The organism is Levilactobacillus acidifarinae DSM 19394 = JCM 15949 (assembly GCF_001434835.1).
Lineage (GTDB): Bacteria > Bacillota > Bacilli > Lactobacillales > Lactobacillaceae > Levilactobacillus > Levilactobacillus acidifarinae.
Genome location: NZ_AZDV01000017.1, coordinates 1 through 14,767, shown reverse-complemented (window position 1 = coordinate 14,767; position 14,767 = coordinate 1). Strand labels below are relative to the sequence as shown.

The 14,767-nt window shown below is 46.9% G+C and carries 13 protein-coding genes; 3 read left to right on the top strand and 10 right to left on the bottom strand.

What is annotated here, in order from left to right; all coding sequences use genetic code 11:
- Window positions 1-18 precede the first annotated feature (18 nt).
- The 7 genes from FD25_RS06650 to cydD form a co-directional block, all read right to left on the bottom strand.
- Entirely contained in the window at window positions 19-1,083 is a 1,065-nt protein-coding gene (locus FD25_RS06650; RefSeq protein ID WP_057802882.1) for a glycosyltransferase family 4 protein, read from the bottom strand.
- On the bottom strand, window positions 1,084-2,064 hold the full coding sequence (locus FD25_RS06645) for a capsular polysaccharide synthesis protein (protein WP_057802881.1): 981 nt from the start codon (window positions 2,062-2,064) through the stop codon (window positions 1,084-1,086).
- 5 nt (window positions 2,065-2,069) lie between these two features.
- The gene (locus FD25_RS06640) at window positions 2,070-3,041 is read right to left on the bottom strand and encodes an acyltransferase family protein (protein WP_057802880.1); all 972 of its coding nucleotides are present in this window, start codon (window positions 3,039-3,041) and stop codon (window positions 2,070-2,072) included.
- Window positions 3,042-3,127: 86 nt separating this feature from the next.
- The gene (locus tag FD25_RS06635) at window positions 3,128-3,769 is read right to left on the bottom strand and encodes a sugar transferase (RefSeq protein WP_057802879.1); all 642 of its coding nucleotides are present in this window, start codon (window positions 3,767-3,769) and stop codon (window positions 3,128-3,130) included.
- Window positions 3,770-3,801: 32 nt separating this feature from the next.
- Window positions 3,802-4,920, bottom strand: a complete 1,119-nt coding sequence (glf, locus tag FD25_RS06630) for a UDP-galactopyranose mutase (protein WP_057802878.1) — start codon at window positions 4,918-4,920, stop codon at window positions 3,802-3,804.
- Window positions 4,921-5,207: 287 nt separating this feature from the next.
- Entirely contained in the window at window positions 5,208-6,944 is a 1,737-nt protein-coding gene (gene cydC, locus FD25_RS06625) for a thiol reductant ABC exporter subunit CydC (RefSeq protein WP_057802877.1), read from the bottom strand.
- The gene (cydD, locus tag FD25_RS06620; protein WP_057802876.1) at window positions 6,941-8,674 is read right to left on the bottom strand and encodes a thiol reductant ABC exporter subunit CydD; all 1,734 of its coding nucleotides are present in this window, start codon (window positions 8,672-8,674) and stop codon (window positions 6,941-6,943) included. The genes cydC and cydD overlap by 4 nt, the downstream gene beginning before the upstream one ends.
- Window positions 8,675-9,116: 442 nt before the next feature.
- Here cydD and FD25_RS06615 point away from each other — a divergent pair, with 442 nt between their 5' ends.
- Window positions 9,117-9,407 carry a hypothetical protein gene (locus FD25_RS06615; protein WP_057802875.1) on the top strand — a complete coding sequence of 97 codons (291 nt, stop codon included), beginning with the start codon at window positions 9,117-9,119 and terminating at the stop codon, window positions 9,405-9,407.
- A 323-nt stretch (window positions 9,408-9,730) separates the two neighbouring features.
- Here FD25_RS06615 and cydB read toward each other — a convergent pair whose 3' ends face one another.
- On the bottom strand, window positions 9,731-10,741 hold the full coding sequence (gene cydB, locus FD25_RS06610; protein WP_057802874.1) for a cytochrome d ubiquinol oxidase subunit II: 1,011 nt from the start codon (window positions 10,739-10,741) through the stop codon (window positions 9,731-9,733).
- Entirely contained in the window at window positions 10,734-12,185 is a 1,452-nt protein-coding gene (locus FD25_RS06605; RefSeq protein ID WP_057802590.1) for a cytochrome ubiquinol oxidase subunit I, read from the bottom strand. The genes cydB and FD25_RS06605 overlap by 8 nt, the downstream gene beginning before the upstream one ends.
- A 572-nt stretch (window positions 12,186-12,757) precedes the next feature.
- Between FD25_RS06605 and FD25_RS06600 the strand changes: the two genes are divergently transcribed.
- Window positions 12,758-13,708, top strand: coding sequence for an NAD(P)-dependent oxidoreductase (locus tag FD25_RS06600; RefSeq protein ID WP_057802588.1), 951 nt, complete (start codon window positions 12,758-12,760; stop codon window positions 13,706-13,708).
- Window positions 13,709-13,761: 53 nt separating this feature from the next.
- Here the strand turns inward: FD25_RS06600 and FD25_RS06595 are convergent, their stop codons facing one another.
- Window positions 13,762-14,130, bottom strand: a complete 369-nt coding sequence (locus FD25_RS06595) for a hypothetical protein (RefSeq protein WP_057802586.1) — start codon at window positions 14,128-14,130, stop codon at window positions 13,762-13,764.
- A 187-nt stretch (window positions 14,131-14,317) separates the two neighbouring features.
- Here FD25_RS06595 and FD25_RS06590 point away from each other — a divergent pair, with 187 nt between their 5' ends.
- On the top strand, window positions 14,318-14,698 hold the full coding sequence (locus FD25_RS06590; protein ID WP_057802584.1) for a hypothetical protein: 381 nt from the start codon (window positions 14,318-14,320) through the stop codon (window positions 14,696-14,698).
- Window positions 14,699-14,767 lie beyond the last annotated feature (69 nt).

Sequence of the window (14,767 nt, the reverse complement as noted above, 5' to 3'; positions counted from 1 at the left end):
GCGTAAAAACAACCTTTCTTACATATCTTGCTTTAGCGCTTTCTCAAACAACAATCCTGAATGTTCCAGAGTTAACTTTGAAACAACGCTTTGCCCTTTTCTAGCAATCTCTTGTCTTAAATCGTCATTATCTAAAAGTAATCGTATATTTTCGTATAGCGCCCGCGGATCCTTAATCGGAGACACAAGTGCCGTTTCCCGATTAATCCCAAAATCATCAACCCCACCATTTTCCGTAGAGACCAGGGCGGCACCACAAGCCATAGCTTCCGTTGCTGTCAATCCCCAACCTTCAGTAACACTTGGAAAAAGATATATCAACGATTCATTGTATATTTGATTACGAAGAATCTCACGACTAGGAGTTCGATAATATTCGGTTCCCTCTGGGAGATTTTCCGGTTGTTCGTACACACCAAATAATTTAATTTTAACATTGGGATAATCCTTTTTTACCATGTTGAGTGCCTCAATCCCATCATGAGACCCCTTAATTGCATGCTCACTGTATAGCATTGAAATTATCGGATCCCTAGTTTCAATTGGTTTTGTTAAATAGAAATTATTATGCTCAACAAAATTTGGAACCAAAATGGCAGATTCATCAAAACCTTGTGCGATGCTTTTTAGCCATGACGCTATCACAATTTTATGTAGAGGTAATTTCCAAGTTTTATCAACCCGTTCCTTACCGCCCCAAATTTCATAGTGTTGAATGAAGTAATACTTTTCCCCACATGTTTTAGGTAACATATTAACAAATTCAGCCGTCTCCCACGCCGTCGCTATTATTCTATCACCGGCACGAACATCAATGTATTTTATTTTTCCTATGTTTCGTACCTTTACTCGTGAGTCTAATCGAAACCATGGCTTAATCAAACCTAGACCTAGTGAGACTCGCTTAACCTGATACTTCATATAATTTTTGAAACTTGGCGCTGATTGGGTTGGCAAAAACATTGCATGAATTATCTCGACATCATGTTTATGCTTAACAAGATAGTTAGCGTATTCATATACAATCTGAAATCCACCTACTGGAAATCTTGAAAATCCCGGCAGAACAAACGTTATTTTCAATTAATTTTCCTCATTTCTATAAACATTCAAAAAAAGATGACGATTTAATAAATCATAATTGGTTAAACTCTTTATGGATTTATTTTTCTTAACTTTATAAGTTAGTTTGAACATATAAGTATCACTTTTTAATAGCCTCTGAGTTTTGGAATCCGGAAATGTTGCATTCATTCGGAGAACTAATTCTTCCTTCTCAGAATTAGATACTGATAATTCATCCAAACTCTTTTTAAAAAATGGAATTTTTTCATATCCAATTTCAATAAAATAATCTAATAACAGATAATCAATTAAAGCACTCTCGTCACTATTATACTTAACCAATGCATCAGCCAGATATAAGAATAATTCGTTATTAGCCTTCCCCCCCATCACATAAGTGGTCCACCGCAAATGTGAAACGCTTATATAGAATAAAGGATCTCTCTCATCTTCTAAGTTCTTAATTGTAAAAAACGACTTTTTAAAAATTTCATCTGGAATCAATCGCGTAACCAAAACCGTCGCATCAAGCCATAGGCCCCCATACCTAGCTAGTATACAAGCCCGAATAATATCACTGTATTCTGTCAGCGTTACACTTTTATTTTCAACTTTTTCTTGTATGACAATTGGAATATCAATATATTTCCCTACATTTTGACCAGTTAACAATACCACCTCGTGGTTATTTGAATTTTCTATGATGCTGTTAAACGTTGTACGAACAACTTCTGGCATCGCTGATTTCCCTTGATACCAAAAAACCCAAATTTTTGAATCATCTACCCTATCGTTCTGCTTACCTCGTACAAAGTCAACTGGATATCTTTTTCTTAAATAATTCAAAATTATTTCGTCTTTCTTTAAATGAGCATTAACAGCCATTTTATATGGCGTGTACCGTGATAATGTTTCTTGAAAATGCAACATTGCTAAATGAAAAGAAAAATAACGAGAATCTAAATAGAACTTTTTTATTATCTTTAAAACCTTATTCATTTATTTCACCTACCAAAAAAGAGTCTTGAAAGAGTTAATTTTTTTAACACCTCATACAAAACGATTGGAAGCAATACACCAATTACTGTCGTTACGCCGACCAAAACACCAGCATTTAATATTCCAAAATGAATTAATATTGTTCGACTACCGGCTAAAAATATCCAGTGTGAAACATAGATTTCAAGGCTATTTCGGCCTAAGAAAACGAGCCAATAAGGTTGAATGACTTGTGCCATTTCCATAATCACATACGATCCCAGAAAAGCCAAGACAATTTTAAACAGAGGATTTACCAGTAATTCTGACATATAAAAGAACGCTATTGAAAAAAACATTATGAATAAAATTAACGCTCCCCTAAACCACCATCGATTGGTCAAAAACATTTGTCCGATATTATTCTTGAAGTAATATCCCGCTCCTAAATAAAAAGTTGCTATCGCAATATTCTGAAATTGCCAAACCTGATTGTTGCTAGTAAGCAAAATAACAATTAATGAGATTAAAATAGCCGGAATAACTCGATGCGTCCATCGCCATAAAAAGTAAATAATCATAAGCCCAAAAAACATCGCGTAAATAAACCAAAATTGATCTAAAGGTTCAATAGGTATCAATAACAATGTTTTCCACCCATGATTTACCGTACTTTTACTATGCATAACTACCATCAAAGCGCCCTGTAAAATACTCCAAACAACATACGGAACCAACAAGCTAACCACTTTCTGTTTGATTGCCACACCCGCAGGACGATGTAACCAAGAATTAATAAAATATCCTGACAATAAGAAAAATAACGGCATATGAAAACTATATATCAGACCATGTTGGTACTCGTAAGCCAAATTATTAAATTGAATATTAGCATGGGTTCCCTCAAGTGCATGTCCATAAACCACTAAGAGAATGGCCATCCCCTTGGCAGCATCAACCCACTTAATTCTTCCCTTATTAACCTGTATTTGATTCATTAAACTCCCCCCACTTTACTCTTGAGTTTAAAATAAAAACCATCCCCAGTACTGTCGTCACACTGAGTACTAGAAACGGTTTTGAACTAATAGGCGTTATTAGGCTTAACAATAATTTGAACAGTCTTCAAGATAATCATAAAGTCTACCCAAAGGTTCGCCTTACTGATATATTTTAAATCTAGTTCTACCATCGTATGAAAGTCGACATCATTTCGTCCAGTTACTTGCCACAGTCCCGTGCATCCGGGGATAACAAGTAAGCGTTGGGTATCGACTGAGCTATATTGCTCAACTTCACTTGGCAACGGCGGACGGGGACCAACTAACGACATATCCCCCTTTAATACGTTAACCAGTTGTGGTAGTTCATCCAAACTGTGTTTTCTTAAGAATCTACCCACACGAGTAATACGTGGATCATCCTTCATTTTGAACATTGCACCATCAATTTCGTTGTATTTTAACAGTTCGTCCCTAAGACTATCGGCGTCACTAATCATCGAACGAAACTTATACATTTTAAAGGATTGCTCATTCTTTCCGATACGCGTTTGCGAATAAAAGATACTCCCCTTAGAATCATCGCCCTTAATCGCAATTGCTATTAAGACAAAGACTGGTGAAAGTAAAATCAACGCCATAAAACTAGCAACAAAATCCAACGTTCGTTTTAGGGTATGATAGACCCACTTATTTTGTACTCTATCTGTATCTATAGTCAACATAGGGGCCTCCTCTGTATTTTAACCCGTTTTGTTTAATCAAATTCATCATGCACTCTCACTAACGCTGAATGAATAACTTGATGCATATCAAAATAGCGATACTGACCTAATCGGCCGCCAAAAATAACATTAGATTCCCGAGCTGCCAGTTTTGCATATTGCTTATATAATTTATTATTTTGAACATCATTTACTGGGTAGTAGGGTTCATCCCCACGTTTCCAATTAGCGGGGTATTCTCTCGTAATGATGGTCTTACCAGAATCACCCTTACCAAATTCAAAATGTTTATGTTCAATTATCCGAGTATACGGAGTTTCTGCATCCGTGTAGTTAATAACTGCATTTCCCTGATAGTTACTAACATTCAATTCCTCATTTTCAAATCTTAAAGAACGATACTCTAGCTCACCATACTTGTAGTCAAAGTATTGATCAATCATTCCTGTAAAGACAACTTTAGGATATTCCCCTAAGTAACGGTCTTTATGGGCAAAAAAATCTACATTTGTTTCAATATCAATTAAATCACTGTCCAGCATCTTTTCTACGATTTGAGTATAACCACCAATTGGAATTCCTTGGTATGTATCATTAAAGTAATTATTATCGTAGGTGAATCGTACTGGCAAGCGTCGAATTATAAAGGCCGGTAGCTCCGTAGCCTTCTTCCCCCACTGTTTTTCCGTATAACCTTTAATGAGCTTCTGATAAATATCTGTTCCAACCAAAGAAATTGCTTGCTCTTCAAGATTTCTTGGCTGACCAACTAAATGCACAGCCCTTTTCTGCTCTTCAATCTTTTTAAAAGCTTCTTCAGGAGTTCTCGTTCCCCAAAGTTCATTAAAAGTATTCATATTAAAAGGAAGGTTATACATTTGTCCTTTATAATTTGCAACTGGACTATTCGTATATCGATTAAATTTGGCGAACTGATTAACGTAATCCCATATCTCTCGATCTGAGGTATGGAAAATATGCGCCCCATATTGATGAACTTGAATTCCATCAAATTCCTTAGTATATATATTTCCCGCTATATGCTCACGCTTTTCAATCACTTTAACCCTTTTACCACGCAATGCTGCTTCGTGAGCAAATACTGATCCGAAGAGGCCTGAGCCAACCACTAAGTAGTCATATGAATTCAAATTTGTTTCCTCCACTAATAAAAACAATTGGTTCTCTTGGTATATATTCTTTGAAATTTCTAAAATAAGTTAACAATAGTTTAAAGAACCTATAAAAGGATATCACTTTTTTTTATCAACGACAACGTTACTAGTCATTATGTCAAGTAATTGAAATAATGACTAGTAAAAGTGATAATTTTGTATAAGTCTCTACGTACACTATATATCGAAAACTGGAACAATTCTAGTAGCGTTTATACGCTAAAAAGGAACTGGACAAAAATTATAGTCCAATTCCTTTCAAGTCACTTTCCCCGATCCAAATCATACAACGCCCGGAACCGTGCGTTGTCGCGATACAACTCCTGGGGTGTCCCCTGCATGTCGAACTGGCCGTCTTCAATGAAGCGGACTTGGTCGACGTGCTGGATGCCCGTCAGGTGGTGCGTGACCCAAATAATCGTTTTATCCTTTAACACGTCAAAGGCCGTATCCAACAGGTGTTGTTCCGTAATCGGATCCAGACTGACCGTGGGCTCGTCGAGGATAATCACCGGCGTGTCCTGCAACAGGATCCGCGCTAGCGACAACCGTTGCCGTTCGCCCCCGGAGAAGCGGCTCCCCGCCTCTTGGACCTGCGTATTATACCCGTCCGGCAAACTGCCAATCAGGTCGTCGAGTTCCACGGCCTTGATCACCCGCCGCACGTCTTCGTCCGTAGCATTTAAGTTTCCCAACCGGACGTTATTCATCACCGTCGTGTTGAACAGGTACGGTTGCTGGTCCAACACCCCGAAGAGCTGGGCGCGTTGGTCCTGCAACTGCGCCACCGGCACCCCGTTGACCGTGATCTGGCCCTGGGTCGGCGTCTCGTCGCCTAGAATCAGTTTGAGTAAGGTACTCTTCCCGGTCCCACTCGGGCCTAACAAGGCCAGTTTCTCGCCTGGTTTCAGAGTTAACGACAGGTCATTAATTACTTGCCGTTGGGCCCCCGGATACGTGAAACGCACATGATCGAGCGTCAACGTTTCAAATGCTCCCACCGTGGTTTGGGGCGCTTGGACTGGTTCATTTTCGTCTAGCCGGTTGACCCGGTTGATCGAGTCCCGATAGACCGGCCACTCGCTGACCCCCTGACTCATGTCCGCGAAGGGTTCAACCGTCGGGAAGAGTGCCAACCCAAAGGCCGCCACCCAATTGGCCTGCGCCTGGTCGTGGGTGAACATCAGTCCGGCCCACCAGACCAGTAAGATGACCGCGGCACCGAAGATGACTTGAATCGCCAGGTTGCGCCACCACTGGAAATAGTGATCACTTCGACGTAGCATCGCAATTTCATCAATTGGCGCATCCTGTTGATTTAAGAAGGCCTGGCGCCGGCCAGAAATCAGCCAATCGCCCAAACCCAACACGGAATCCGTGAGTTTGGTATAGAAAGTTCGTTGCACCCGCCGGGCTTGAAACTCGCGCTGGCCGTTGACCGTCACCGACAATAGCGGCATCAGAATCACGATGACGCCCAGTAATAGGAGCATCAATAGGCCGAACGCCCAGTTGAAGTAGCCAATCCCGATGACCACGAACAAGTACAGGAGCCAGCCAATCACCAGTGGGAAGACCGTTCTAAGGTACAAATTTTCGATGTGGTCGATATCTTCGGCCAGGATACTCAAGACATCCCCCGTCTGATGGGTCTGACGAATCGCCACAGCCTGTTTCTCCACGGCTTGGTATAAACGCTTGCGGAAGTCCGAAACGATGCGTAGCACCCAATTATGGCTGGTCAGCCGTTCGGCGTACCGAAACGCTGGTCGCCCAATCCCAAAGGCCCGCGCTAAAACAATCGGCACGTAGATCATCAAGATGTTATACGGGTGGGTCGCCGCCTTACTGATCAGGTAGCCGGAGTTAAACATTAGCGCCCCGCCACAGAAGAAGGTCATGAAGCCTAGGAACAGAACCAGCGCCAGAAGGCCCTTATACCGTTTCAGGTACGGCATCACCCAATGGTCGTGTTCAAACGTTTTAAAGAAACCCTTCATGCCGGTTCATCCCCTTCCATTTCGGCTCGTAGCCGGACGTAGACGCCGTTTTGGGCCTGCAACTCTGCCGGCGTCCCTTGCTCGACCACCTGACCGTGATCCAACACTAAGATGTAGTCCATTTCGTTCATCCAGTGCAGCCGGTGGGTCGCAAAGAAGACCAGGTGGTCCTTAAAGACCGGCAACATCGTTTTTTTCAATTCAATTTCGGTTTCGATATCCAAATGCGCCGTGGGTTCGTCGAACAGCAAAATCCGTCGCGAGTCATCCAGAAACGCCCGGGCCAACGCAATCCGTTGCGCCTGCCCGCCGGAAACCCCGCGGGAGCCTTCCCCAATTTGGGTGGCGAGACCGTCCGGTAACGTGGCAATCCAGTCGGTCAGTCCGGCGCGCTTCGCGGCTTGTGCCACGGCCGCGTCACTGGCGTCCGGCGTATAAAAGGCAATGTTGGTCCGCAGACTGGCGTGGAACAGGTACGGTGCCTGCGGAATGTACACGAAGCTGCGTTGCCAGGCGGCTTGGTCCAGGTGGGGCACCTGCGTCCCCCGCACGTCGATTTGCCCGGCTTGCGGACTCAGAAACCCACTCAGTGTGTTGATCAACGTCGATTTCCCGGAACCTGAGGCCCCGATGATGCCGACCTTCTGGAACCCCTTCACGTTTAAGTTAACGTCCTTTAACGTAGTCTGGTCGGTCTCGTAACCTACGTTGACGTGTTGCAGGGTCAATTCATCATCGGCCGTCCACACCGGCGTCTGGGCCGGTAGCGCGTCCCGGTCCGTTGGCGTGTCCCGGTGTAAAATGTCCAGCACCGCCGTCAACGCGTTTTTGCCGTTCAGGGTCGCGTGGTAGTCGTTGGCAAAGTTGCGGATCGGCGCAAAATAGTCCGGCGCCAGCGTCAAGATGATCAGCGCCGGCAAGAGTTGAATGGTATTGTCCATCAACCCGAAGCCTAGGAACACCGCGATAATCGCAATCGACAAGGTGGTGAAGAAGTCCAGGGCAAACGTCGAGGTCATGGCGATGGTTAACGTCGCCATAGTCTTCTTGCGATAGTCTTCACTGACCGCGTAAACGTTGCCGGCGTACTGTTCGTTTAAGCCCAGTTGTTTTAACGTCGGTAACCCCCGTAAGGTGTCGACGAAGTGGTTGGACAGCCGCTGGTAACCCGCGTACTGCCGGTCGGCCTTGGCCTGCGCCGCGAGTCCCAGAATAATCATGAAGAGAATAATTAACGGGTAAATGGCAAGTAAAAATAGCGCTTCCTTCCATTGTATAAGGGCAATATAAATCAAGATCAGCCACGGCGTAATCGAGAGGTCGAGAACCTTACCGATAATCATCATCAGGTAGGTCTGAATCTTGTCGATTCCTTCGAGCCCCATGGTCACCACGTTCCCGGTCCCCTCTTGCGCAACCACGCTGGGACCCAGGTCAAAAAGTTTGGCCATGAACTGTTTCCGTAACCGCTTGGTGGTGTTCTCCACGAACGGGTAGGTCAGCCAATTCTTGGCGACCGTGACCAGGTGGCGCCCCAAAAAGGCTAACGCAAAGAAGGCTAACGGCGCCCCGATGGTCCCGACACCCTTAAGTTGCCACAGGTTGACGATGGCCACCGCCAAGTACTTCGCCTGTAAGATAATTAACCCTGCTTGAATCAGGGTCAACAGGAGCTGCCAAATAATGACTTTCCGCACTCCCGGAAATTGAAACACACGTTGATCAATCAATAAAATCCCCCCAATACAAGTTCTGCTTATCGGATAATGCTTCATTAGGACTAAACTGGTCGCCCTCCGGCGCTCAAGGGCTGTACATGGATGCGAAGAGATTACGATAGTCTGACTGGCAACATCATCCATAGTTATGTTGCTCGAACCACTTTTTGTATGTACCCCTATTGGATTTTCATGTTGCCCATTATTTAATGACCGTCAAAACTATCATTTAACCATTTTAATGCCCCATAACCGTTTCCCGGATGACGACCGTTAATGCCACACTATCCGATACTTATACCATTTATGATACTGCTTTCATTTCACTTTGACGAGTATGGTGACCGCCGAAAAACGGGTTATCCCCACGGCCTAAATTCCAAGCTCTCAACGTGCAATTTTTCACGTCCGGGCTCAAAATGAACTTAATCTTATTTCCTAGGAGGTTCTTTTCATGGCAAATCCCGAAATTCCCCAAGAAACTTTTCAATTCAGTCTCGACTGCTCCCTCGCACAAGACGCTCAAACCATTTTTGACCGATCGAATCTCACGCCCACGGAAGCCATCACCATGTTCTACCAATGTACGGTCATGGCCGGTCAATTACCCTTTAGCGACTCACAACTGAGTCAGGCCAAAGCGCTGACGGACCTACAACGTGCAGCTAAGAATCGACCAATCGACGACCTCAACGATCCCGCGAGACGCCAAGCTTGGTTGGATAACCCCGACTACGATTACTAATCCTAAAACCATCCAATCATCAAAAGAACCGCCTCACCGATGCACAACACCGGCAGGCGGTTCTTTAGGTATCACCACAATGTAGGTAGCAACACCAATTTATCTCAAAATTAGAAATTAACTTCTACTTCACCGACAACGACCAGTGTCCAGCCTGGAGGCGCTCAGGGGCTCAGCCAGCGAAATTATTCTTAGTCGAGTGATTTCCTCGGCTTAGAATAAGGCCAAGCTTCAAGACTCGCGGTTTTTGCGAGGCTTGAAGTTGTGCCCGCAGGCGTTCCAGCCCATGAGCGCCGGAAGGCGAGCAGTTTAGCCTAGGCTCTCTAAGCGTTTTGCTTCGGTGAAGCCAGCCGCTTGTAGAAGACCCAGTAACTCCAGATGAAGTAGATCAACACGATTGGCAGGATGGAGAACGTCAGGATCGTCATCAGGTGCAGCGTGTACGGCGAGTTTGACGAGTTCTTAATCAGGAGCGAGTACGCCGGATTATTGGCGACCATGACCCGCGGAAATAACCCGTTGAAGATCAGGACCACCACGCTAATCAACGATAACCCACTACCGACAAAGGATAGCCATTCGTGGTTGCCCAACACGCCCCAGTAAGCCAGTGCGGTGACGACCACCAAGAACAGCACGATCAGCGTCGTCGACATCGGCTTCTTGGCGAAGAAGTCCGTCGAGAAGAACAACAGGATGGCAAAGACCACTTCACCAGCGAATAAGACGGGGTAAAGGATCTTGTTCCAAGCCCGGGCCCGGTCACGTAATTCACCGGCCGTCTTCAACCGGATGAAGTTCAAGCCGTGGACCAGGCAGAGCACCGTGACGGCGACCCCACCAACGATGGAGAACAGGTTGACGTAATCGGTAAAGTGAGCGGTCATATCGCCGTTTTTATCGATCGGCATCCCCTTAATCATGGCCGTGAACAGCATCCCGAACAGGAAGGCCGCACAGCCCGAGCCGATGGTGCCGGCCCATTCCCAGAAAGTCTTCCACCGTTCCGTTTCCATGTTGGCCCGGAATTCGAAGGACACGCCCCGGAAAATCAAAGCGGCTAAGATCAGGAACAAGACCAGGTAGAACCCGGAGAATAACGTGGCGTACCACATCGGGAAGGAGGCGAACATCGCCCCACCGGCGGTAATCAACCAAACTTCGTTCCCGTCCCAGTGTGGGCCGATGGTGCGAATCACGACGTCGCGTTCCGCATCGTTACGGGCAAAGCTCTTGATCAGCATGCCGACCCCGAAGTCGAACCCTTCGAGGAAGAAGAACCCACTGAACAAGACACCAATCAGGATAAACCAGAGTAATTGTAAACTAGTCATGGTTGAACGCCCCCTTCGAGTAAGGATCGATGTCGACGTCGGAAGCCGAGTACCCGTCGGTATTTTCAACATCCGGTCCGGCCTTCAAGGTCCGGTGACACAGCACGACCATCACGACGCCCATGCCCGCAAACATCAGGAAGTACACAATGTTCGATGTCAGTAGCGATGCCACGGAAACGTTCGGCGAAACCGCATCGGCAATCGTGAGTAACCCGTAAACGACCCACGGGTAACGCCCGAATTCGGTGATGAACCACCCACAGGTATTGACGATAAACGGTAACCATAAGCACAGACCCATAATGTATAGGAACCACTTTTGCTTGACGATAGCTTGCGACTTCTTACGGTTAAAGATCAACCCCACGATGGCGAGTAACGCGAATAATGCGCTGGCCCCGGACATGATCCGGAAGCTCCAGAACAACGTCTTGGTTGGGACGTAGTAGTTGATGTCGTCGCCAAACTGCTTGTCGTACTTGGCGTGCAACTCCTTGTTGGCTTGGTTCATCCCGGTAACCGTCCCGGTCAATTTATGATAACTTAATAAGTTCAAAACATACGGAATATCAACGGACCAGGTGGTCTTGTGGGCCTTGGTGTCAAAACCGGCCACGGCCGTCCACTCACCTTTATTCGTTGAGTTCTTGTAAATCCCTTCCATCGCCCCAACCTTCATCGGCTGGTTGTTGAGTAGGTAACGCATTTGCGTATCCCCACTAGCAATGGAGCCTAACGAGAAGATCAAGCCGATGACTAAGGCCACTTGCATGGACTTGCGGTAGAAGGTCACATGATCCTTCTTCAGTAAGCGCCAAGCGGAGCAACCCGCGATGACAAAGGCAGCGGTTACAAAAGCACCGAAAATCACGTGCGGAAATTCGTTCCACAGCTGAGGGTTGCCAACAATCGCGCCGAAGTCCGTCATTTGAACGTGCCCGGTTTGTTTGTTGATGATGTACCCCAACGGGTTTTGCATAAAGCTGTTGGCCGCCAAAATCCACAGGGCCGACAGTGAAGAGCCAAACATAACTAACCAAATAAAGAGCACGTGCACCCATTTGTTAAACCGATCCCAGGTGAACATCCACATCCCGATGAACGTGGATTCCATGAAGAACGCAGCCAGCGCTTCGATGGCTAACGGCGCCCCGAAGATGTCCCCCATGAACCGTGAGTATTCCGACCAGTTCATCCCAAATTGGAATTCCTGGATGATCCCGGTCACCACGCCGACGGCAAAACTATACAGGAACATTTTGCCCCAGAACTGGGCCATCTTCTTGTAGTCTTTGTCGCCCTTGACGGCGTACATGGTTTCCATGACCGCCACCACGAACGCCAATCCAATGGAAAACGGTACGAAGAAGAAATGGAAGACCGTGGTCATTCCGAATTGAAATCTGGCTAAACCGAGTATGTCTAGACCAAGATTGATCATTTTTCTAACCTCCCCAAACGTTATGTGTGTGAATAAATAATTGCTAACTTGTCTTCATTATATCGAGTGATAAGTCATTATTCAATGATTCACGATGATTATTTGCTCAAAACGTGATTTTTGTGAGCGTTTACTAGTTATTTTGTTCGTTCACCTTGGTAACACATTCGGTAATGTGTGCCATTTAAGTTCCGGTAAATGATAGCGATTTCTTACAGCTTATCGAAACCTGACGTGCTAAAATGAAACTACACCTTGCCGACAGGTTAGGTTAGGTCATTCAGCTTCCTGTATCCGCGGCTCTCAATCTGCTGGTTACTCCCATAAAACCGTGTAACCTGACCAGAGAGAATCATCGTTTAGCCCAGAGACGCTCAGGGGCTCAGCCGGTGACCTTATTCTTGGTCGGGGGTCTTTCCCGGCCTAGAATAAAGTCGAGCTTGAAGACTCACGGATTTGGCGAGGCGCCAAGTCGTGCCCACTGGCGACACAGCCCCTGAACACCGGAGGACGAGCAGTTTAACCGACCTACCCCGTCTAATTATTGCGTTTCACTTAGGAGGATTTTTGCGATGACAGAACGAATACTTGCGTTACAATCCCTAACCGCCGACCACCTGGCCGACCTGAAAGCGGCCGGCTTAGACGTCGTTACGGCGGCCGACTATCAACCCGGCGGTGCGCCCGTCACCATCCTATACGGGTGGGATGACGATTTAGGCCCCGCCGTAATCAACGACGACCATAACCAGATTCACTGGCTACAAACACTGAGTGCCGGAATCGACTACCTGCCGTTGGACCTGATCCGTGACCACCACATCAGCTTAACCAACTCCAGTGGGGTCTTCTCCGACGCCATTGCCGAGTCCACCATGGGGTACCTGTTGTACTTCTTGCGGGGCTTTAACGAAGCCGTCAAGAATCAGGCCGGCCATTTCTGGATTCAACCGGCCCGTACCGACCTACACAACCTGGGCGACCAGACCGTCGTGATTTACGGCACTGGGAGCATCGGTCAGGCCATGGCCAAGTTGCTGAACGGCTTTGGCAGCACCCTCATCGGGGTCAACCGCAGCGGGCACCCCGTCGACGGGTTCGCTAAGACCGTCAGCCTAGCCGAGGACGCCACCATCCTGGGTGACGCCGACATCGTGATCAACGCGATGCCCGCCACGGCCGAAACTAACCACTATTTCAACGCCGCCTTCTTCAAGCAGTTAAACGGCTTACGCATCTTCGTCAACGTGGGTCGCGGCACGGCCGTTGATTTGCCGGCCCTACAAGACGCCCTGCTGTATCAAGAAGTGCTTCACGCCGCGCTGGACGTGTTCGAGACCGAACCGTTCCCGAAGGACGCCAAGCTCTGGGACTTTCCGAACGTGTTGTTGACGCCGCACCAAACCGGTTTCTCGGATAACAACCTGACGCGCACGTTTGAAATCTTCCACAAGAACCTGACCAGCTACCTCAAGGACGGCACGCTGGTTCAAAACATCGCCGACCCGTTACGGGGATACTAAGGCACTAAGCGACACACCAAAGCCCCGCTGCTGACCAGCGGGGCTTTGTGCGTCTAATCAATTCCATTCTCTTCGATTCTAGCAGGGACCTCGGTGGCTGTTAAATAGTCCACCGCGCCGTCCAAAATGTCGGCCACGTTCCCGGTCAGTTCATCAATGTCGGTCACTTTATCACCCAATAATTTAATGACTTCCTCAAGTTGGGCTAAGACCCGGTCCTGCTCCCCTAAGCGTTGCCGCATCTGTTCCGGCGTCAGGTCGTAATAGCTGTCGCGCGGCGATAATTGAGTCAGCGCCGGTTGAACGAGCTGACACACTGCCATGGTGGTGGCACACGCATTTTGCACGTTGCCCACCACCATCTGACTGTACTGCAATTTCACCAAGGTCTTGGCCAATTGCTGATGATCTAAATTTTCCAAAGTAACGTCCCCCTCACGTTCTTTAATTACTCAATAGGATAAACCATTTTATCAGGGGAGAATGAGTAAAAAGGCTTTCTTTGGCATGTGAGCTCCTTAACTGGTCGTTAGCGGAAAAATGGCAGGCCGCAACGACCCGGTAATTTGTGGTACACTAGGGCATCAGAACAACTAAAGGAGATTAACCATGTCTAACACCAATCAACCCGATGAGGCGACCCGTGCCAAGATTCGGCGGAAAAAATTTAAAGCCAAGGTCGGCGACGAGATCTGGGAGCGTTACGAACGCAGCGTTAAGAACGGCATCCTGACGCAAAAAGAAGCCGATGCCGCGATGCTGGTCGAACACAAGAAAGCCATCACCAAGAAGAACCGTGAACGTAAGGCTAAGGGTCCTAAACCCAAAAGTAAGAAGGTCCTGCACCGCGAACACGCCCAAAAACGGGCGGCCAAAGAATGGGACGAACGTAAACACGCCACGGGTCACCGGGCCCGGCGGCAAATGAACGACTACGACGACCCGGAAACCTATCAACTGAGTCGTCGGTCTGGCGGCCGCCGGCGGTAATTTCAGAACAAACAAAAGGAGTTCGGGACATAACTCGAGTTCTATAGAAAAACAGGAAGGAAATTCTCG

Excerpts from the sequence above, each read along its gene's own strand:
- cydC (WP_057802877.1), bottom strand. The coding sequence starts at position 6,944 with ATGAAGGGTTTCTTTAAAACGTTTGAACACGACCATTGGGTGATGCCG.
- FD25_RS06645 (WP_057802881.1), bottom strand. The coding sequence starts at position 2,064 with ATGAATAAGGTTTTAAAGATAATAAAAAAGTTCTATTTAGATTCTCGT.
- FD25_RS06605 (WP_057802590.1), bottom strand. The coding sequence starts at position 12,185 with ATGATCAATCTTGGTCTAGACATACTCGGTTTAGCCAGATTTCAATTC.
- FD25_RS06590 (WP_057802584.1), top strand. The coding sequence starts at position 14,318 with ATGTCTAACACCAATCAACCCGATGAGGCGACCCGTGCCAAGATTCGG.
- FD25_RS06635 (WP_057802879.1), bottom strand. The coding sequence starts at position 3,769 with ATGTTGACTATAGATACAGATAGAGTACAAAATAAGTGGGTCTATCAT.
- FD25_RS06640 (WP_057802880.1), bottom strand. The coding sequence starts at position 3,041 with ATGAATCAAATACAGGTTAATAAGGGAAGAATTAAGTGGGTTGATGCT.
- cydB (WP_057802874.1), bottom strand. The coding sequence starts at position 10,741 with ATGACTAGTTTACAATTACTCTGGTTTATCCTGATTGGTGTCTTGTTC.
- FD25_RS06615 (WP_057802875.1), top strand. The coding sequence starts at position 9,117 with ATGGCAAATCCCGAAATTCCCCAAGAAACTTTTCAATTCAGTCTCGAC.
- FD25_RS06600 (WP_057802588.1), top strand. The coding sequence starts at position 12,758 with ATGACAGAACGAATACTTGCGTTACAATCCCTAACCGCCGACCACCTG.